The organism is Synergistetes bacterium HGW-Synergistetes-1, assembly GCA_002839185.1.
Lineage (GTDB): Bacteria > Synergistota > Synergistia > Synergistales > Synergistaceae > Caenicola.
In genome coordinates, this window is record PGXO01000010.1 from 12,918 (window position 1) to 34,478 (window position 21,561).

A 21,561-nucleotide genomic window follows, 5' to 3' on the forward strand; every position below is an offset into this window, starting at 1 on the left:
AAAATTTACTTTCAGCGCCTGGTGGAATTACGACTCACCTGAAGATTTCATCTGACAATACTTGATTTACGAACACATCCACGATTTCAGGGTCAAATTGTGTTCCGGAGCACATCTTCAGCTCTTTAACGGCTTCCTCTTTGTCCATTTTATTTCGGTAACTTCTTTCGCTGGTCATTGCATCATAGGTATCGGCAACACTGATTATCCTTGCTTCAAGCGGTATTGCTTCACCCTTGAGCCCATTCGGATATCCACTGCCATCCCAATTTTCATGATGACTTAGGACAAACTTTGCTAATTCCGAAAATTCATCTGTTGAACTTAGCAGCCTCCAACCGATCTCCGGATGTCTTTCAATGTGGCCTCTTTCATCAATGGTCAGGTTTCCCGGTTTATTCAGGATCCTTTCATCGACTCCTATTTTGCCAATATCATGGATCAGCCCGGCGATTTTCATCTTATTTACAGCATCCTTATCCATATTCATTTTAGAAGCTATAGCCTGACAAATCCTGCTCACTCTATTTGAATGTGCAGCCTCCCGGTTGCTTTTTTCAAATAATGTGTTCATGATCAGATCTGTTATTTTGCTTCTGATACTTGAACGCTCATACAGCTTGTGTCTATACATATGGTTTTCGGCGTTAGCAATGATCTCGACAATTGACTGTTTCTCCGTTTTCTTCGTGTCATACCCATAGGAAAGTGACAAATCCATATTTGCCACCTTTTCATTAGATGCCAGCTCTTTTATAAAATTTGAGATCTGCAATGCTTCAGGAGCTGCAGTCTTTGGCAACAGGACAACAAATTCGTCACCGCCGATCCTGGCAGCAATGTCATCTTCGCGGCATGCCTTTTTGATCGCTTCCGCGGACTTTTTAAGCAGAACATCTCCCAGATCGTGTCCAAAGGAATCGTTGACCAGCTTCAATCCGTTTACATCAAACATAATGATCGACAATGGAAGGTTTTCGGGCGTGTCTAATTTTTTTAATTCCTGTTCAAAGTATCTTCTGTTATATAACCCCGTGAGGTGGTCATGGTAGCTTAAATAGAGCAGTTCATTTTCTGCCTTCTTGCGATCTGTTATATCCATGAAAGTAACAAGGCTGGCCCAGGGTTTGCCTTGGATGTCATTGACAGGGGTACCGAATACCTCCAAAAGTATTCTTGATCCGTCAGAACGCTCAACCACCATGTCGTCGATATGAGATTTGAAGCCTTTCATTCCCAGCGTGATCGGCATCTCATTTGCGGGATAATGTTTTTGTGTATTTCCTTTAAATGCCTTATAAACTTCAGAAAGATTGTGCTCATTTGCATCAGGAAGTATTCCGCTGCCCATTAAGGCTTTGCCCGTTTCATTTACGACTAACGGTCTTCCCTCCGCAGAATCGACCATGAAAACTCCGACAGGAAGAATTTTCAGCAGGGAAGCAAAAAGATCGTTCTGCTTTTTGACAGACTCTTCTGCAAGGGTCTTTTCCGTCACATCATCGAAAATGGCAACAATTTCTCCGGACGGCAGCTTATAAACACGGTTCTCGTACCAATTGGAGAATTTTTCGTCAACATAAATTTTGGTTGGGTAATAGGCCGGTTCCCCGGTTTTCCAGACGTTTTGAAAAACCGGGATCAATCCATATTCGTCAATTTTTGGCCGAAGGTCATACAGGCTTTTTCCCAATACCTCTGTTTTTTCTTTTCCTTCTGCCTTAAGGGCGGCCTTATTGAAATCCCGGATAATATAATCTTTTCCATATTGTCCATCATTAAGAACTTCGTAAATAGCTGCACCGGCAGACATTTCATTAAACAGGGACTGGAATCTGAAAATGTTTTCTTTGGAAGTTTTTTCTGCTTCCTTACGTTCCGTGATGTTCTGAGTATGGATTGCGATCTCTTCACCCATCGATACGACTACCAAGCGCAGCCATGCCGGCTTGGAAATTACCTCTCCGGCATTGATCTCTTCTAATATTTTAGTTTCCCCTGTGTTTGCTACTTGCTTATATGCTTCAAAAACAACTGTTCCGCTATGATCCGGAAAAAGGTCCAGCACCCTTTTGCCGATTATCTCCTGAGGATCTGTTTGATTGATAGTTGCGATGGCCTGATTTTCATAAACCCATGTGAAGTCAATGATCTCACCTGTCTCGTTGCGGACGGGATGAAGGATGGTAAATCCGTCGGGAGATATTTCCTGTGCGACCCTAAATCTCTCCTCGCTCTTTCGCAGAGCTTCCTCGGTCTGTTTCCTGGCTGTGATATCCGTGTTGCTGCCACGATACCCCAGCAGGCTCCCATCATCTTTTAAAATAGGAAGCCCATTAGTTGAGAGAACCACCATAACACCGGTTTTTGTCAGTGCTTTGTTTTCCAACTCATGGAACAGGTCCTTTCGCTCGAATACATCTAAAGCATTCTTTTTGAATCCATCACGCTCTTCTTCCGGACAAAGGTCGTAGAAATGTTTCTTCTGGATCAGCTCTTCAGAACGGTACCCCAGGACTTCTTCACACACATGATCTACAAAAGTAAACAGACCTTGTTCATCAACTTCCCACGTAAACGTTCGGCTTTGCTCGCTTAATTGTTTATAGCGCTCTTCGCTTTCGATCAACGCCCTCTCGGCCATCCTTTGATTGGTAATGTCCTGCAGTATGCAGTGTGTCTGTTTGAACTCTCCGTCGGTCGAATAAGCGATCTTTCCCTCGAATGACATAACCAGCCGCTGTCCGTCTTTTCTCACCATCTCAAACTCACTGTGAATATACCCCTGAGCTTTGAATACAGGAAAGCGTTGGCGAAACCCTTCCACACATTCAGGGCAAAGGAAATCACCAAACCATTTGCCAATAACTTCTTCCCTTGTATAACCTAATGTATCAAGCCATTTCTGATTGACCTCAATAAAACGGCCTTCTTGATCCAGCGATTGATACCCCAGGGGAGCTTTGTTGAACAAAAGTTGGAATCTTTCCTCACTCTGCTTTAATTCCTTTTCCATTTTCTTTCGGTCGGTAATTTCAATTGCTACCTCGATGGCTCCGATTATGTTTCCTTCCTCGTCGCGGATGGGCGAAGCCTTTGAAAGCCAATTGCCTTGCGACTCAGGCCAATGGTCTTGATTTTGCGGAGTCAGTTCAGCCTCACTGTTTTCACCGGTGGCTATAGCCGTAAGTACCGGACAGCCCAGACACGGCCCGGAAAGATTCCAAATGGAATAGCATTTCTTGCCTACAATATCCTGTAATGATAACCCGGTAGCCTCCTCGTATGCCTGATTCGCCCATACGATGTTTTGTTCTTTATCATGGAATGCTGCAATCACCGGAGCTTTTTGTAACAGCTCTGATTTGAAGATATTCTCTCTAAGGCTCTTTCTCAATAACTCTTCTCTCTTTTTTCTCCCGCGAATGTCCCGGGCAGTTCCCCAAAGAGAAGTAATGTTGCCGTTCGGATCTTTTTCTGCCTCGCCGCACACCCACATCCAGCCATTTGATCCATCTTTGGTTAGGGTTTCAAGCTCTAATTCGAAAGGGGTACCGGTCATCTTTATCAGATCAATTGATGCCGACAGTCTTTCCCAACTTTCCGGAGTAAACAACGTCATGATCTCTGTGTATGTCGGGGCCGGCAGAGCAGGATCAAAACCATGCATTTTATAGAGCTCTTCCGTCCCAAATACCTCATTTGTCGCCAGATCCAGCCGCCATGTTCCAACATGTGCGATTCTCTGCGATTTCAATAAGTCTTTTAAATTAAGGCTAAGTTGTTTTTGGGTCTCAATAAGAGCAGCCCCGGTATCTTTAAACTCTTCATTAAGCTCTGTCAGTTCCAACTTTTCAACTGTCATCTCAATGATCATCTGGGTAATGTTCGCCAAAAAACGGATCACTGTTTCGGCTTTTTCTTTTGAAACTACCGGAACTTCCTTGAGAGCTTCAATATAGGCTTGCTCATCGAATCCATATTTTTGGGCTTGTTTTACAAAGAAAGAAAAATCCGGCTCTTCAAAAAAGAACTGCCCCGAGAAAAAGTTCGCAACATGCTCTCCCCTTATCACTATCGGCAGCCCTACATCGATCAATCCATTCTCACATTTGTAAAAATGATATTTTTCATCTTTACTGATTTGTCTGACTAACTCGGTGTCGCTGAAAATACAGTTGGAAGCGGTCTCGCAATTTTTCCGGTGAAAATCACTGCAAATTCGTCTCCATCCGGATTTGGAAAGGATATTTCCATCAAGGTCCAGAATGGCAGTTACAAAACCTGTTGATTTGCTAAAGCCTTCAAGTAAAGTGTCCGCTTTTTCAAAATCAAAATAGTCTATAATTTTAGTTTTCATCTGCCAACACCCTTTACGGAAATATCTGGATTTTTTAAAGTTCCGCTTCTGAGAGAGTTCTTGTTAAAAACCGATATGTCAGAGAATATATATTGAAGCTTTGACTGCTTTTCAGGTCTATATGACATTTTTCAGACATCATTTAAAAAGGCCTAATAGTTTAATGATATTTGTCTAAATAACTTAATTTTCAAATAAAAGTATACAGTAATGATTCGCAAAACGCAATTATTTTAAGGTGTGCAGGGGGATCTGCAGCGCCTGCGCTGCAAAGAATTTGCGGCTTTTCGAGCCGCGGGGAATCATGGCGTACACGCCATAATGAATGAAACTCAAATTAATCAATGATATAGCCCCTCCTTGTCGCTCCCCGACGATGCTAAACGGGAGTCCGGCGGCTTTGGGTTTAGGGGTTGTAAATCCAGTAATAGTCAAGACCCAGAGACACTGGACCTCCGATCTCAAAGCGCATTCGAAATGGTTCGAGCACTGAGGTCAATTTAAAAAGTTTTCCTAACGGAAAACAGTGCTCTCCCGATAAAGGCACTTGGGGACGATGATAAAGGACTAAGGTCTCAGGTTGTAACAACTGCTTGCCGATAGCTTGCCAATGTTTGCTAACAGCTTGACTGTCTTTACGACTGCTTCACGGCGATCAAATCCCCACTTCGCGCGGCCGGGATAAATACAATTATGATTTATAGCTGTCCGGTTTTTCTAAAGGTTTTGTCGGATACGGTGCAAATTCGATATGAAGGATCGGCGTTTCATCCATACTGATTTCAGCCTCATTTAGAATCAGGTCAAGCACATGACCGCCTTTTTGGCAGTCGTCTGAAAGAAAGTGCAAATGATAGCCTGCAGCATTTGTATTACCCATGTATGCTGGCATCCAAAACCCCACCAGCCTTCCGGATATTTCGTGGTATTCAAATACACTCTGTTCCTTCAGCGCATCGGAAAGGAGCGGGAATGGCGGCTGATATGGGCCGACACTGCGTACTTTTATTGATTGAAATTTCCCTTTAATGACGATGGCGTACGGCAAATCATTCCGTTTCCGTAGTCCATCAAGCTTTGTTCTCAATAGATCAAAGTCCATACCGTCGGTCCCGATTTTTTTAGTTATATCTGCCTCAAAAGACGTTACTGCGTAAAACGGGCTTTGTACATTGTCGTTTTCGACAGTTACTTTTCCTGTCTTAGCTGCTTTATATACCACGCCGTCCAGTATGATCATCTCTCCGTCAAGTCCGGTAAATGTCCCCAAACCGACATTCCCCTGCGATTTTATCTTTTCAACAGAAGCCACGCTCTCATAATTCCCCGCTAAAAGTGCCTCTATTGTCGACCCCTGATAAAGAGTCTCCCTGTTCGGCTGTGGATCTGCAAATGCAGAAAATGGAAATGTGATAAAGAAGAGAAAAAAGGATGATATCAATACAGTTTTCTTCATAAATTTTTAACTCCCTTTCTGAGGTGAATACTTTGGACGTAAATATTATACGTTTAGAACTTTATCTGAAAGAAATTGAATTCGTAAAAGCGTTTATATGCTCAAGGCCAGCCCATGTCTTAAGTGACAGATCGCTTACAATTATTTTCATGATACGCTGTTTTTCCTTTCTGCCGTCAGAATAATGAATTGTATGGCTGCCGAGGGAATGGATAGCATAGTGTACTCCGTTGTTCCGGCCAAGATATATCATAACGTGTCCCTTCATAAAGAGAACATCTCCGGCGGATACTGCCTCAGAAATCAAGGCATCACGCTGAGAGTAACTCAGCCCTTCGAACGAAGTGCTTACACCTGCCGTTTTAGCCTGCTGACCTGAGTTACGGGGAAGAAATATTCCAAACACCCTATAAACATCATTGACTAACCCTGAACAATCCTCGCTTTCCATGAGACCTCCCCAGCCGTAGCAAGCGCCGTAAAACTTAAAACTTTGTCTGATCAGATTGGCTCGTGTGTACGGGAGAAAGCCTTCGTTGACATTATCGTTATTAACAAAAATAAACTGTTTCTCTTCAAAAAATGTTCCGTCTGCCCTGCGGCGCGGTATGAGCACGATAAATGCATTGGAGTACTTTGCCTTTATAAGCATTCGGCTGCCCATCTGATAAAGGACATCTTCTCCCTCTGAATGAACAAATAAGTTGCGTGCAGTAACGACAAGAAATTTCTGCGGAAGCACATAATCAAGCCATTTTGTCCTGTCAGTAACTGCTGTGTCCTCCGCCTTTATCCAGCCTCTGTAGTTGTACATCTGAACATAAAAGAATTTTCCGGATCCACTGGCATAAAGGATAATCAAAGGTTCACCCGGGTCTACTGCAGTCTCCTGCAGGTTATCGAAAAAAACATCGTCTGCTGTATCAAAAAGCCCTTCTGACATTGGAAGAGTACGAAGATCAGTGCGCCTGACAGTAATGCCGTAACGAATGGGAATAAAACCACTCAGGACTCTTAAATTCAGTTCTTTTTTCAGAAGTGCTCTCTCTTCATCGCTAAAAAGTATTCCGCCACGATAAAGTTTGCTGTTAAGAACACTTACATCAGAAACTTTCTGTCTGAGAACTTCCCCGTCATTTGTATCAGGTAAGATCTGCAGATCCTGAATTGACGGTGATTTTCCGGCGATCTCCAAATTAAACGCCCTTATCTGCTCACCGGTCAAAATAACCTTGTCCGAATCCTTGGCGACGGAAATCCAGAATTCAGGGTCTGTCAGCTTTGCATCCTTGGTTATACCTGCGCCTGAGGCCGCTGAATTACCAAAAGAAAATAATAAGACCATCAGTGATAAGCAGCACAATGGCAACCGAAAACGTTTCTCTATCGTACTCAGCTCCTTCTGTTCACCAAAAAATATTGAATCATATTTCAAATCTGCTGCTGCAGCATATATAGTTACAGGAGAATGATACAATCTGTCTGGGTATGTACTGTCCTATTATAATGAGAGGGTGTGAAAAAAGATGAAAAAATTTTTACTGCTGCTGATAATATTTTTGGCTGCCGCTTGCCAGGTTTTTGCAGCAGAGGATGAAAACACAAATACATCTGATTCTTTCAGGGCTTACTGTAAAACTGAAATGGCAAAAGTCCTTGATACTTATAAAGGCGAGCAATACTCCGTCGTTTATAAGGAATCTGGCAAAAAACCTGAGCACTGGAAGAAGACTTCAGAAAGTGTGGACCCTGCTTACGATATAGAGATCCAAAAATCAGCAGGACCTGGGGAAACGGAAACCGGAATACTTATTGTAAAACACTCAACTGCATTTTATGCCGATAATTATGACTCTGAAGAAGCGGCAAAGGAAGAAACAACGGTAGTAAATTCGGCTAAAAATGTATATAAATTTTTTATGTCATACGAAAACAAAGAGTGGGTTTTGACAAAAGTAATGAAATATACCCACTGGCAGAAGAAAAAATGGCACACAATGCCGCCAACAAGTGTTTTTGAGATACTTCAGAGCAGAAATGAAGTAAAACAGTAGAGAGCGGCCGGGGGTCCATTAAATGGTGAAACTGCGACAAATACGGTCGCGTGAAACAATGGTGAAGCGATAGTGAAACAGTTGTAGGGACGAGCAAACAATAGATTATGGCAAAACCCAGTAATAGACAAGGTTCAAAGCCACTGGTTCCCCGATCTCAAAGCGCATTCGAAATGGTTCGAGCACTGAGGATAATTTTTAATGTTTTCCTTACGGAAAACGGTGCTCCCGATAAGAGCATACGGGAATGACGGGGAGAGGCCCGAGGTTGAGTTTATATAATTGCCGATGCTTGCCAATTGCTCGCCGCCGGAGATCTTCCCGGCTGCATTAAACAAATGCTTCCCAACCGCTTCCCGGCGATGAAATCGCCACTTCGCGCGGCATCTTCATGCCGCACTTCGCCACTGTCTCAGCATACGTCGAAGTGAAGGATTTTGAGTGTTGCTAAGTCAGCGCCGCAAGATGCCCCAAGTGCCGTAATTGGGATTTAGAGCGAGTGATAACGACGCAATGCGCAGCGGAGCCTCACGAAGGCGTATATCAATACGTCGAAGTGAGGCTTCGCAAGCTTTGCTAAGTTAGCGCCGCTCTAAATCCCAATTACCTGGGATTAAAGATAATTGACCGGTATAACTTTATCCTCACCATGAAGGGTGATAAGACTGTCATACATGCAAACAACACCGCCTTGTCCCCGTTTTATCCCGGGGATCTTATCGAGGATACGGAAGGCGGAAATATCTTTTTTACCCGGGTCGGCATGTTTTTTGATCTCAATCGGATGTAGCGTTTGGTTCTGCAGGATCAGCAGGTCGATCTCATTCATATCCTTGTCACGGTAAAAGAAGAGCGGGATATCTTTCCCTTTGTTCAAGTAACTTTTTATGACTTCTGCAATTACAAAAGTCTCGAAAAACGCTCCTGCCATTGCCCCGTTTTGCATTACTTCAGATGTGTTCCATTTTGTAAGATAAGCAGCAAGTCCCGTATCAAGAAAATATATCTTGGGTGTTTTAACGGCACGCTTAATAAGGTTGTTATGATAAGGCTGAAGCAGATAAACGACCTGCGATGTCTGCAATATTGATAACCAACGTTCTGCAGTTGGTCCACTTATATTCACATCACGGGCAACTGACGCAAGATTTAAGAGCTGACCTGTGCAGGCCGCCAACACTGTCATGAATTTCAAAAATTTGCTTTCATCGCCGACTTGCGTCAGATCACGCACGTCACGCTCTATATATGTTTTGACATAAGAACCATAGAAAACTGTCCAGTCAACATCCTTTTCGGCATACACCTGAGGCATGCTCCCTTTAAAAATAGTATTCCATATTTCCTTATAGGATATTTCCTTTAGATCCTTTTTCCTGCCTTCATAGTATTCCTCTGTCGGGATAAAAGGGTCATCAAACACGACTCCATTAATTTCGCGAAGTGACAGCCCAAGCAGTTCGATGAAACCAAGTCTTCCCGCAAGCGACTCAGTGACATTCTTCATCATTACAAATCGCTGGGAGCCCGACATATAGAATTGTCCTTTTTTATGTTCTGAATCAATTATCATCTTTATGTACGGAAAGAGGTTAGGGGCATATTGAATTTCATCCACGAATACCGGCGGTGGGGTGTTCTTAAAAAAAGTCCCGGGTTCATCCCGCGCTGACTGAAGCATGATCGGATCATCAAGTGTCACATATCTGAAGTTCTCCGCGATCCTTTTCAAAAGGGTCGTTTTGCCAACCTGACGAGGCCCGGTAACAAGCACCGCACCAAACATTTTTGATATATTTTTAACTGTTTCCTCTGCGTGCCTATGAATATACATGCCGCGTCTCCTTTCGTCTAATATAATATTGCATATTATCATAGCCGATTTATTGCAGGAAATCAAGGGGAGGGGCGGCCAGGGGTCCCATTAGATGGTGTAACTGCGACAAATACGGTCGCGTGAAGCCGTGGTGAAGGGATAGTGAAACGGTTGTAGGGACGTGCAAGCATAGGCAAGTAAAAGGTTGGGGCAAAACCCAGTAATAGACAAGATTCAAAACCACTGGTTTCCCGATCTCAAAGCGCATTCGAAATGGTTCGAGCACTGAGGTTAATTTAAAAAATTTTCCTGACGGAAAATAGTGCTCTCCCGATCTCAAAGCGCATTCGAAATGGTTCGAGCACTGAGGATAATTTTTAATGTTTTCCTTACGGAAAACGGTGCTCTCCCGATCTCATAGCGCATTCGAAATGTTTCGAGCACTATGGTTAATTTAAAAAGTTTTCCTGACGGAAAATAGTGCTCTCCCGATAAGGGTCGTCCTGGACGACGGAGAGAGACCCGAGGTTGAGTTTATATAATTGCTTGCCGATGCTTGCCAATTGCTCGCCGCCGGAGATCTTCCCGGCTGCATTAAACAACTGCTTCCCAACCGCTTCCCGGCGATGAAATCGCCACTTCGCGCGGCATCTTAATGCCGCACTTCGCCACTGTCTCAGCATACGTTGAAGTGAAGGAGCATTGCGTTTTGCTAAGTCAGCGCCGCGAGATGCCCCAATTGCCGTAATTGGGGCAGATCGGAGATGATAGCGACGCAACATGCAGTGGTTCATCTCGAAACGCACTCGAAATATTTCGAATGCCATGGACTATCTAAATGTTTCCTTAACAGGAAACAGCATTCTCATGAAAGCGGAGGCGTATTGGGCATACGTTAACGCGCAGGACCGCAAATGTTGCTATGCTAGCGCTCCGATATGCCCCAATTACAACAGTTGCTTGATAGCATCATCCTGATCCATAGGCCGCGCTATGAGGTACCCCTGAATCTTTTCGCATCCGTTTTTCAGCAGATACTCCTTCTGCTCTTCGTACTCTACACCTTCGGCGATCACGAAGTGTCCCATCTTATGGGCTATGGATATTATTTCTGCAGTAATCGCTTTTTCTGAGTCAACCTCTAAGAGCTTATCGATAAAATATTTATCGATCTTCAGGCAGTCGACATTTAACTCGTGCTCTCTTGCAAGTGAGGAATATCCGGTACCGAAGTCATCGATTCCAATGCGGATCCCTTTTTCTCTTAAGTTGCCGAGTATGCAGTTAATTTCACCGTAATCTGAAGAGAATACCGACTCCGTTATCTCAATTCCAATATTTTCCGGACTGACATGCATTTCATCGATCATCTTAAACAGATCTTCAGTGAAATCATTTGCCAGCAGCTGAATGGCAGAGACGTTGATCGAAACGTTGATATCGCCATGTCCTGCCTCCTTCAGTCTGTTAATGAAACCGAAGCCCTTAAGTATAATTTTATTGCCGATCGGGATTATTAGTTTTGTTTTCTCCGCAATTGGTATGAATTCAAGCGGCGAAACGGACCCAAGTTTTTCACTTTTTAATCTTGCAAGTGCCTCAAAACCGGAGATGCGGTTTGACGTGAGATCAAGTATCGGCTGATATTGCAGGTATAAACCTCCGTCACTATCATTATCGGCGATCGTGGTAAGCTCGCTTTTTATGATTTGTTCCCGGACAATTTCTTTTTCCGTTTCAGAATCATAAAAATAGACGTTAAAATCATTTCCCTGAATATTAAGCGCTTTTTCAGATGAGATGAGGAGTTTTTTCAAAAGCTGGTCCGCACTGAGCTCGTTGTCCTTATCTATCTCAACTATTCCTATTCCTGCTCCGACTCTTTCCGGCGAAAGGAAAAAGTCCAGAGTCCTTATAATGGCATTGCTGAATTCAAGCAATTCATCCTTGTCTTTGTAGTCTTTGATGAAGAAGACAAAACGGTTCTCATGGGCATGGAACAGTGTGCGCTTGTCCGTGCAGAATTTTTTAAGGGAATCGGATATTTTTTTGATCAGTACCTGCGTATAGTTAAATCCGTAAGCTGTGGTCAAAGACTGTATCGAAGAGATGTTAACACACACAAGAGCTTTATTGTTCTCTGTATGCATGATCGCATCATTCGTCAGCGTCTTCTCCATATAATTTCTGTTATAAAGGTTGGTCCATTTGTTATGGTCATTGTTATACCTGAGAGTATTTTCAATTTCTTTTCGGTCTGATATATCGATGATGATGCCCTCAAGAGCCACCACTTCTCCCTGCTCGTCAAAAATGCCTTCTGCCAGTTCAAGGACCCACTTGCGTTTTCCATCGATCGTTGTGATCTCATATTCATACTTAAACGGCAGTCGCTCAGGAAGGGTACGCTCCCACTCCTTTAAGAGAAGCGCGCGATATTCCGGCGTTATGATATCGTTGAATGAGATGTCCCTGTTGTTGATAAGGCTTTCCGGATGATATCCTGTCAGTTCCACACAACCGTCGGAAACATACTGCATTGTCCACTCCGGATCATAATTGCACCTGTATGCCATGCCGGGAATATGAGAAAGGAGAACGGCTTTACTGCGCTCGCTTTCCCTGAGTGACTCTTCTGCCGCTTTGCGCATAGATATGTCCTCGAGAAGACAGAGATGCAAAGACTGCATATCCGAACCGCCCAAAAGATGAGATATCTTCATGTTTGTCCATACGCTCGATCCGTCAGGTCTCAAAAACCGCTTTTCTATTGAATAACCATCAATTTTACCCGCCTTGAACTGATCGAATTTTTCCAGATCTGCCGCCAGGTCGCCCGGGTGTGTAATTTCTGTCCATACTATTTTCATTAATTCACTGCTTTTCCAACCAATGATCCGTTCGAACATGGGATTGATATTCAAATGTATATATTCCGATCGTGAGACAAAGCTCTTGCCATTAACGATCGCGATCCCCGTCGGGGCCTGGTCGAACACGCTGCGATAGAGGGCTTCGTTCAGAGCCAGTTTTTTACCCATTTCTATAAGTGTGGAATTCTGACTCCATAAGCGAAGCAGGACAAAAAAGAGGACAAGCAGGCTTAATACGATCACCAAATCAGGGATCATGCGTTCCTTCAGGCGGGCATACCATTCCGATGCAGAATAGTCTATCCCGAAGACTGCAATGACTTTTCCGTTTGCCGGGTCTTTTATTGGTACAAGTACGCTCATCCATGTTCCCCATCTGTCAGATGTAGGTCCGGTCAGCTCTGTTTTAGCTGATATAAAGATCGATCTTAAGGTTTCATCCGCCTCATCATATATTTGTCCCGGAGGCGAATAATCCGGTGAATCGGGCGGTTCTGAATCTGCAAGAATAATAATATCGCCATTTCGTTGTGACATAAGGTAGGCAAAACGAATCGGATTGGTTGTGTTAACAAGCTCTGAGAGACTAAGTTTTGTCGCGATGTATTCATGTTTTGCAGTGTCTTCTTCACTGCCTGACAGCTCTGCTATATGTTGATGAGGCAAAAGAGCTCGCACCGACTCAGCCAGCATAATGGCTTCAGATGAGGCAGCTTCGTTGTACCTGTTCCATGAGAAACGTAAATGGAGGGCAATAACAGACAATACCAGGACGGTAAGAACGATCCCATGTATCAGATTTTGTCTGGAATGAAGGTTGCCGGATGAAGAAGATTTATTTGTACTTGTTTCACCCACCATTATAAAGACACCTCTTTCTTCCAACGGCACAAATTTTAAAAAACCAGGCAGGGAATGGCTGAGTACATCTTTATTTAAGCATTGCTAATTATGGCTGCCGCATTCAGATAAAAACCCCATATGTATCTATTTAAATAGTTAAATAATAAGCTTATTGGGTAACCGATGCAATACTTATATATGCGGCAGAGCAATTGCGGCAAGTGAGGCATCGCGCGGCGCTAGCTTAGCAACATTTGCTCCTCCTTCATTGCAATTGGGGCATCTCTAAGCCCTAGCTTAGCAACATTTGTGGTCCTGCGCTTCAACGTATGCTGAGACAATGGCGAAGTGCGGCATGAAGATGCCGCGCGAAGTGGCGATTCCATCGCCGCGAAGCGGTTGGGAAGCAGTTGTTAAATGCAGCCGGGAAAGATCTCCGGCGGCGAGCAATTGGCAAGCATCGGTAAGCAATTGTATAAACTCACCGCCTGACCCCGTCAGGCAAATTCTCCGCGATGCGAAGCGATGCAAATTCACCAGCGACAGTGATCTCTTTCTGCCCCTACAACCGTTTCACCATTGCTTCACCACAGCTTCACGCCGATGGTTTTTCGGCAGCTTCACTATTGTAAAGTCGCAAATTCTCCGTCGGATGTTGTTTCCGACTGCCCTTACAACTGCTTGCCAACTGCTCGCCGGTCTTTACTATCGCTCACCATTGCTTCACGCGACCGTATTTGTCGCAGTTTCACCATAGTTCAGGCATTACTGTATAGTTTATTTTTATAAACGCTACGACCGCTTCACAATTGCTTAACGCCGATGGGCTTTCGGCAGTTTCTCGCGGTGCAGAACACCGCAGTTTCGCGCCAGATGTTTCTATGGCAGTAATAATCTGGTGCCGGGAGGGGGGGTCGAACCCCCACGAGTGTTACCTCGGAGGATTTTGAGTCCTCTGCGTCTGCCATTCCGCCATCCCGGCAATATGCTGACCCGGATATTCTAGCGGAATTATTGGTTAACCGCAATGCCTTTACCTGTTAAAATGTTGTAAGATATACGGGTGACAAAGAAGCGGCGATTAGGGGGACAAAAGATGAAAAATATTATTCTTTCGCACTATACAGTCAGAGATATTGAGCCCGAACCGTGGAAAGAGACATGGGACAACCTCGTCGATTTCGGCGAGAGGATGGCGCCCAAGCTTGAACCTATGAATATAAAGCTGAAGCTCAGGAAGGTGATCCTTGACGAGATCACCCAGGAGACCCTGATGGCCGGCAACATGGTGACGATCCAGTCACCGGAGATCGAAGTAAAAGAGACTCCTATAGAGGAACTCATTATGCTCGAAGTCGGATTTGCCGAGTGTGATTCCTGCAGGGTGCCTGACGGAGTAGGATTTCCCTGCCGGACACTGAAAGATTTTGACGGAAATGACAGGATGGTCCTGCCTGAGGAATTCTTCATGGAGGCTACACTTCGCGTTGCTTTCAAATCACAGCATGAGGGAAGCTGCAGCTGCTCTGACTGTTCTTCCTGCGCCAGCGGATGCGGCGACGAGGAACAGGGCATACGCCACAAAGACTGAAGTGTCTGAAGGAGAATAAAATGGCAGATATAAAAATCACCACCAAAGGCGGAGACAAAGGCACCACTTCACTCGGTGACGGTACGAGAATAGCAAAGGATGACAGAAGGGTAGAACTCTACGGGACACTGGATGAATGCCAGGCTGCGATGGGACTGGCACGTGCCTTGTGCGTATCTCCAAAGACAGCTGAGGACATCTTCTTCCTGGAAGATTATCTTTTCAACGCAATGGCATACTTTGCAGAATGCGATTTTCCCGAACCGGACCCTCAAATACTGGAGAACGTATCTTTAAGGGTGGCAGCATCGATTAAAGAGGCACAGATATTCGTCAGACCGGGGGACTCTTCCTGCGGGGCAGCGCTGCACCTTGCAAGGACAATAGCAAGAAGGGCCGAAAGGACGGCGACTCCGCTGTTCAGGGAGAAAGAGATAACAGAGAAGAGCTACGCCTTTTTGAACAGGCTTTCCGATGTGATTTACATGATCTCGCTAAAGGTCGACGAGGAAGAGCGGGAAAAGAAAAACTGAAATTTAAAAAACATGGGCGGCTTCGGCCGCCCTTTTTTGTTCCAATAAAGTCGTATTATGATCCCTGCTCATCGGCAGTGTCGTCCGCGAACCTTTTCCAGAAGAGCTTGAGCCTCTCTTTGATCCGCGCCTCGGCACCAAGTTTTCCGGGATAGTAGAAACGCCTCTGTTCGGGCAGGTATGCCTGAGGGACCCAGTGGCCTGGCGAGTCATGGGGATATTGATAGCCTTCACCGTCATTCCTGAGATGGTAGGGAACTTCCATGAGATCTCCCTCTTCCACCGCTTTCATGGCAGCCCTTATACCGAGGTATGAGCTGTTGCTCTTTGGTGCGGATGCAAGATAGACGACTGCCTGGCCCAGTATGATGTCGGCTTCGGGAAGTCCGACCCTGTCAACTGCCGCGGCAGCGTTCTGCGCCACGACAAGAGCCATGGAATCTGCAAGCCCGACATCTTCGGATGCGAATATACAGAGCCTCCTGCAGATGAACCGGAGGTCGTCCCCCGCCGCAAGCATCCTAGCAAGCCAGTAGAGCGCTGCATCGGGGTCTGATCCTCTAAGGCTTTTTATGAGGGCTGATATTACCGCGTAATGGTCATCTGAGACCCTGTCATACCTCTGGGTCGCCATTCCGGTGCTTTCGGCGATGATCTTGAGCGTTACCTCACGGCCGCCTCCGAGGGCGACAGCTGACGCAGCTGCTTCGAGCCTTGTCAGAGCCTGCCTGGCATCCCCTCCTGCAAGCAAGGCAAGCTTGCCAATGACTGACTTGTCGGCCGTCACTTCAAGCATTCCAAGCCCGCGCACTTTGTCAGAGAGCGCGTTTTCAAGCAATGATGCTATGTTTTCCTCATCAAGGGGTTTCAGCGTGTAGACGACCATGCGTGAGAGGAGCGTCTTATTTATCTCGAACCAGGGGTTTTCTGTAGTTGTGCCGACAAGTATTATGTCGCCTGTCTCCACAGAGGGCAGCAGTACGTTCTGCTGTTTTGTGTTGAAGTGATATATTTCATCCACAAATGCTATTGCGGATCTGCCTGATGTTCTTTTTGATGCTTTGGCCTGATCAACAAGGGTGCGCAAAGTTTCAACCTTGGCGCTTACTGCGTTTATCTCAAGCAGTTCCCTGCCTGTGGTTTTGGACATAATGCGGACAAGAGTGGTCTTTCCGACTCCGGGAGGACCATAGAGTATGCAGCTGGGGACTTTGCCCCCTTCAAGCATTATACGGAGAGGTTTTCCCGGACCAAGAATGTGCTCCTGCCCTGCGTAATCATCAAGGTTGTCCGGCCGCATACGTTCAGCCAGCGGAATTTCATAAATTGGAATTTTATGATCTTTTTCCGGGCCGAAAAGGCTTCCTTCTTCCATTTAGAAGATCTTTCTTTCTATGAACCTCGTCAGGTCAAGTGAGTTCTTAGGTGCCTTGATGCCCTCTTCTTCTGTAGTTACGGTGATCATGGGATAACGGGATGCAAGGTACTTTTTTGCGATGGAAGATATGGTAAGCCCCATAAAGTACGGCTCAAAGGACTGATTGTTCTTCCATTCCGTGGGGCCAAGTATATAGTCACTGGATACGGTAATAGTGCCCACACAAAGGGCTGCGACCCTTACAAGCCAGCAGTCAAGGGTCGGCGAGGTCGTTTCGGGAAGTTCAAAAGCAAGCTCGAATGCCGCATGGAGCCATTTTTCACCCCGCTTGGCAAATATCTCACGATATTCCCAAGGCGTTATGGGCTTCGGTTCATCAAGATCTGCAACAAAATCAGTCATTTTGGGGTAAGCGACATCTGACCAGGCGGTCCAGTCAGGCTCATCCCTCTGGACAAGCACTGCCCTCATTCCTGCTCTTCTTGCTCCCTGGAGATCATAAAGAAAATCCCCGACAAGAAGGCATTCAGCGGGTTCAAGGCATATAGAACGAGCGGCCTCTGCAAGCGAGCGCGGATGCGGTTTTACCTTTTTCTGTTCGTCCCTGCTCCATACTTTCTCCGGAAGCTTGAGTCCGATCGTCTTTGCTGCCAGTTCTATGGATTCCCTGCAATTTCTGGATACGATAGTGTAAGGAATGTTTCTGGCCTTAAGCCAGTCGATAAGCTCGAAAGCTCCCGGAATGGGTTCTGCTTTACCTGCGCCTTCCATTTCGAGGTCGCAGAGCTCTTTCATAAATGATGCCTGATTTTCGGGAGAAAGTGTTGAAGCATCTTCAAGCAGCATAGCCCGACGTCCCCCGTAATAACGTTCCCTTAATCCGGAGAAATCAAGCTTGGTGTCTGCTATTACACCATCCCAGTCAAGGATAAAACCTCTTGAGCCTGAGGGGTGCCAAAATGGTGGTTTGATGTTCATGACTTTGCTCCTTACTGTTGTTTTCAAAGATGCCAAAAATACCCCGCAAGAGCCGTGTACGGAAGGTCTTGACCCGCTCCTGAAAGAGGATTAGAACTCCACCCGCAAAGCTTGGTCAACCGACGAGGTCTCCGCCGCTAACGGGAAAAAAGTTCAGCCGGGATTTATTGTTGGCTCAAGACACAACCCGTATTCCACGTACTCCGCAGGGTCGATTTTAGATTCTTACCCAATTATAGCTTTAAGAATAAAAAAAACAAGAGTACCAGTGTATACAGGCATCATCAGGCTTCTGGCACCAGTGATAAATCCCGCTTGTCATAGTATAATCATATTGCCGGGCTGACCGGCGTACCCTTCCGGAGGTGATAGTTAGTTGTTCAATATCGCGGTTCATGGACACTTCTACCAACCGCCGCGCGAAGATCCATGGCTGAACGCGGTGTTAAAGGATCCCACAGCAGCTCCTGCCCATGACTGGAACCAAAGAATAGCCAACGAATGCTACAAACCAAACTGTGCGGCAAAAATACTTGGATCAGACGGCCGGATCATATCGGTCATAAACAATTATTCTCACCTGAGCTTTAACTTTGGCCCTACCCTTCATAGATGGATCGAGAAAGAAGATCCCGCACTTGACCTGACCCTTATAGAATCAGGAAAAAAAGCAATATCCCAGTGTTACAGCCATATGATCATGCCCCTTGCTTCCGCAGAGGACAAAAAGACCCAGACCATATGGGGCATAAAAGACTTTGAATATAGGTTCAAAAGAAAGCCTAAAGGGATGTGGCTTCCGGAGACAGCCGTTGACATTTCAACCCTCGAAGTCCTGAGTGAAAACGGGATAGCTTTTACTATCCTTGCTCCAAGACAGTGCGGCGCTGTAAATATGGATGGCAAATGGAAAGAGACACCTGAAGGGAACGGCCTTGATGTTACGCTGCCATACCTCTGCAGGCTCCCTTCAGGAAGGGCGATAACTATAGTCTTTTATCATGGGGAACTTGCGCATGACATAGCTTTCGGCGGGCTCCTGGAAAACGGAGACAGATTCCGGGATGCGCTTGTAGGCGCTGTAAAGATCCGAGCTGCAGACAGGCTTCTCGTAGTTGCGACAGACGGTGAGACATACGGCCATCACCATAAGTTTGGAGAGATGGCGCTGGCCCGTCTTTTTGAAAGGTTTGACCAGGACTCTGAAATCTCACTTCCTGACATAGGGACCTTTCTTGAAAACCATCCGGCCAAATATGAGTGCCGCATAAGAGAAAACTCATCATGGTCCTGCGTACACGGGATCGAGCGCTGGAGAAGCAACTGCGGGTGCAGCACGGGCGGGAAACCAGGCTGGAACCAGTCGTGGAGAGCTCCGTTAAGGGAAGCGTTCGACAAGCTGGCGGGCAAGATCGACGAGGCATTTTACGAAACAGTCTCGCCCTATTTCGATCCATGGGATCTGAGAAACATATCGATCGAACACTACCGTTTGGCGAAGGCAGACAGAAAAAAAGAGTATGAAGATGGAATGGAATTCCTTTCAAAATACCTGGGCGGGATAGGTGAAAAAGAGGGGGCCTCGATGCTCGCGATGCTTGAGGCAGAGCGGATGCGGATGTTCATGTTCACTTCGTGCGGATGGTTTTTTAACGATATCTCAGGCGTGGAAACAAAACAGGTCATCTCTTTCGCTGTAAGAGCAGCAGAGCTTGCCGGCAACGTGATAGAAAAAGACTTCATAACTGACCTCCTGACCGATCTGCGAAAAGCCAGGGGCAACGATAAAAAATATACCAATGCAAGGATACTGGCTGAGCGGGATATAATTTCGAAGATACCTGCGGGCAGAAACGGGAAACAGACTAACGGAGCGCTGAGATCTACAGGCTCTGCATTAATTTCCGAGGCAGAAGGCAACCAATTTGGAGGAGAAAATATGACAGACATGAATTATGGCGGAAATCTTGCCCAATCGATCCTATCTACACTTGAAAGAGATCCTGCATTCAGGAATGTTGCCTATTTTTCGATGGAGATAGGACTTACTCCGGAGATCCCGACCTATTCAGGCGGTCTGGGAATATTGGCCGGAGACATACTTAAGAGTGGGGCAGATCTTGGAGTGCCTATGGTCGGAATTACACTCCTCTACAAAAAAGGCTATTTTGCACAGAAAATAAACGAACAGGGAAGACAAACAGAAAGACCTGTGGAATGGGACCCGACAGAGCTTCTTACGCAGCTGCCCAACAGGGTCTCAGTCGTCATGAACGGCAGAAGCGTCTCGGTAGGAGTCTGGTCCTACACGATAATCGGATATTCAGGCCATCCGATCCCGATCCTCTTCCTTGATACTGACCTCCCCGAAAACACGCCTGAGGACAGGGCGCTGACTGATGAGCTCTATGGGGGCGACAACAGATACAGGCTGTGCCAGGAACTTATACTGGGGATAGGCGGACTGAGGATACTTCGTGACCTGGGATACCGAAATGTAAAGACCTTCCACCTTAACGAGGGACATGCCGGCTTTATCACTCTTGAACTATTGAGGGAGCAGGGCTACCCCGACCTCCAGAAAGTACGCAACCAGGTCGTCTTCACAACGCATACCCCCGTCGAAGCAGGCCATGACTTCTTCTCTTATGACCTGATAAATGCGGTCATTGAGAGCACCTTCATTGAAAAGCTTAAGAACACCATAGGCGGAAGCGGACTCTCGATGACAGACCTTGCGCTTAAGTTCAGCAGGTATGTCAACGGAGTATCCAAGAAACATGCAGAGGTCAGCAGGGCCATGTTCAACTCTGATTCCATCGACTGGGTAACTAACGGTGTCCACTCCACCACATGGACATGTGAATCATTCGCGGCATTGTATGACAAATACATCCGTGGCTGGCGTTCAAACACCAGCAGGCTGATGCAGGCAATACAGATCCCGAACGAAGAGATCTGGGAGGCTCACCAGACTGCAAAGCTCAAGCTCCTGGATATGGTATATGAGGAGACCGGGCAGAAACTGGATCCTGAAATCCTTACGATAGGGTTTGCAAGAAGGGCTGCAACCTATAAAAGAGCTGACCTCGTCTTTACTGACATAAAAAGGCTTCTGGAGATCGGGGACGGCAGGATACAGTTCATATTCTCGGGAAAGGCTCATCCCCACGATGAACCCGGAAAGGACATCCTTCAGAAAATATTCAACATATCGAAGGAACTGGGGAAAACAATGCCCGTGGTCTTCATCGAAAATTACAACATCGCTCCTGCAAAGCTGATAACGTCAGGAGTGGACCTCTGGCTCAACACACCGGTAAGGCCGAGAGAGGCCTCCGGTACAAGCGGAATGAAATGCGTACACAACGGAATAATGAACTTCTCGGTCCTGGACGGATGGTGGATCGAGGGCTGCCTTGAAGGTCATACGGGCTGGGCCATAGGACCAGAACCGGGTCCCGATGACATGAAAGGCTACAATGAAGCAGAGGACGCGGATGATCTCTACAGGAAACTTCAGAATAAGATCCTGCCCCTCTATTACAACAACAGACCAAGGTGGATAAGGATGATGAAGCTGGCTATTTCGATAAACGCGAGTTACTTCAACACACACAGGGTAGTCAGGGAATATTGCGAGAAAGCTTACGGAACTGTTTTCAGGGGCCTTTAAAAA

12 protein-coding genes and 1 tRNA gene are annotated in these 21,561 nt (G+C 45.9%); 4 read left to right on the forward strand and 9 right to left on the reverse strand.

Features of this window, described 5'->3' with window-relative positions:
• Positions 1–34: 34 nt before the first annotated feature.
• The 3 genes from CVV54_08565 to CVV54_08575 all read right to left on the reverse strand — a co-directional run bounded on the left by CVV54_08565 (position 35) and on the right by CVV54_08575 (position 7,179).
• A complete protein-coding gene (locus tag CVV54_08565; protein PKL03752.1) occupies positions 35–4,360 on the reverse strand; it encodes a hypothetical protein in 4,326 nt (1,441 codons plus the stop codon).
• A 691-nt stretch (positions 4,361–5,051) separates the two neighbouring features.
• Positions 5,052–5,816: an acetolactate decarboxylase gene (gene budA, locus CVV54_08570; GenBank protein PKL03753.1), complete on the reverse strand. Its 765-nt coding sequence runs from the start codon at positions 5,814–5,816 to the stop codon at positions 5,052–5,054.
• 61 nt (positions 5,817–5,877) lie between these two features.
• A complete protein-coding gene (locus CVV54_08575) occupies positions 5,878–7,179 on the reverse strand; it encodes a hypothetical protein (GenBank protein PKL03754.1) in 1,302 nt (433 codons plus the stop codon).
• 163 nt (positions 7,180–7,342) lie between these two features.
• On the opposite strand from CVV54_08575, the gene CVV54_08580 reads away from it, so the two are divergent.
• A complete protein-coding gene (locus CVV54_08580) occupies positions 7,343–7,870 on the forward strand; it encodes a hypothetical protein (GenBank protein ID PKL03755.1) in 528 nt (175 codons plus the stop codon).
• Between the two features lie 613 nt (positions 7,871–8,483).
• Here the strand turns inward: CVV54_08580 and CVV54_08585 are convergent.
• The 4 genes from CVV54_08585 to CVV54_08600 all read right to left on the reverse strand — a co-directional run bounded on the left by CVV54_08585 (position 8,484) and on the right by CVV54_08600 (position 14,384).
• Positions 8,484–9,704 carry an ATPase gene (locus CVV54_08585; protein ID PKL03756.1) on the reverse strand — a complete coding sequence of 407 codons (1,221 nt, stop codon included), beginning with the start codon at positions 9,702–9,704 and terminating at the stop codon, positions 8,484–8,486.
• A gap of 431 nt (positions 9,705–10,135) precedes the next feature.
• Complete coding sequence (locus CVV54_08590) at positions 10,136–10,468, reverse strand: hypothetical protein (protein PKL03757.1); 333 nt, start codon at positions 10,466–10,468, stop codon at positions 10,136–10,138.
• 165 nt (positions 10,469–10,633) lie between these two features.
• Positions 10,634–13,420 carry a sensor domain-containing phosphodiesterase gene (locus tag CVV54_08595; GenBank protein ID PKL03758.1) on the reverse strand — a complete coding sequence of 929 codons (2,787 nt, stop codon included), beginning with the start codon at positions 13,418–13,420 and terminating at the stop codon, positions 10,634–10,636.
• A gap of 878 nt (positions 13,421–14,298) precedes the next feature.
• Positions 14,299–14,384 (reverse strand) — tRNA-Leu (locus CVV54_08600).
• A 114-nt stretch (positions 14,385–14,498) separates the two neighbouring features.
• Between CVV54_08600 and CVV54_08605 the strand changes: the two genes are divergently transcribed.
• Both CVV54_08605 and CVV54_08610 read left to right on the forward strand, forming a co-directional pair.
• The gene (locus tag CVV54_08605) at positions 14,499–14,993 is read left to right on the forward strand and encodes a hypothetical protein (GenBank protein PKL03759.1); all 495 of its coding nucleotides are present in this window, start codon (positions 14,499–14,501) and stop codon (positions 14,991–14,993) included.
• A 20-nt stretch (positions 14,994–15,013) separates the two neighbouring features.
• Positions 15,014–15,526: an ATP:cob(I)alamin adenosyltransferase gene (locus CVV54_08610; GenBank protein PKL03760.1), complete on the forward strand. Its 513-nt coding sequence runs from the start codon at positions 15,014–15,016 to the stop codon at positions 15,524–15,526.
• 55 nt (positions 15,527–15,581) lie between these two features.
• Here the strand turns inward: CVV54_08610 and CVV54_08615 are convergent, their stop codons facing one another.
• Together CVV54_08615 and CVV54_08620 are read right to left on the reverse strand one after the other, a co-directional pair.
• Complete coding sequence (locus tag CVV54_08615) at positions 15,582–16,901, reverse strand: AAA family ATPase (protein PKL03761.1); 1,320 nt, start codon at positions 16,899–16,901, stop codon at positions 15,582–15,584.
• Positions 16,902–17,882, reverse strand: a complete 981-nt coding sequence (locus tag CVV54_08620) for a phosphoglycolate phosphatase (GenBank protein ID PKL03762.1) — start codon at positions 17,880–17,882, stop codon at positions 16,902–16,904. It lies immediately after the preceding gene.
• A gap of 376 nt (positions 17,883–18,258) precedes the next feature.
• On the opposite strand from CVV54_08620, the gene CVV54_08625 reads away from it, so the two are divergent.
• Positions 18,259–21,558, forward strand: coding sequence for a hypothetical protein (locus tag CVV54_08625; protein PKL03763.1), 3,300 nt, complete (start codon positions 18,259–18,261; stop codon positions 21,556–21,558).
• Positions 21,559–21,561 lie beyond the last annotated feature (3 nt).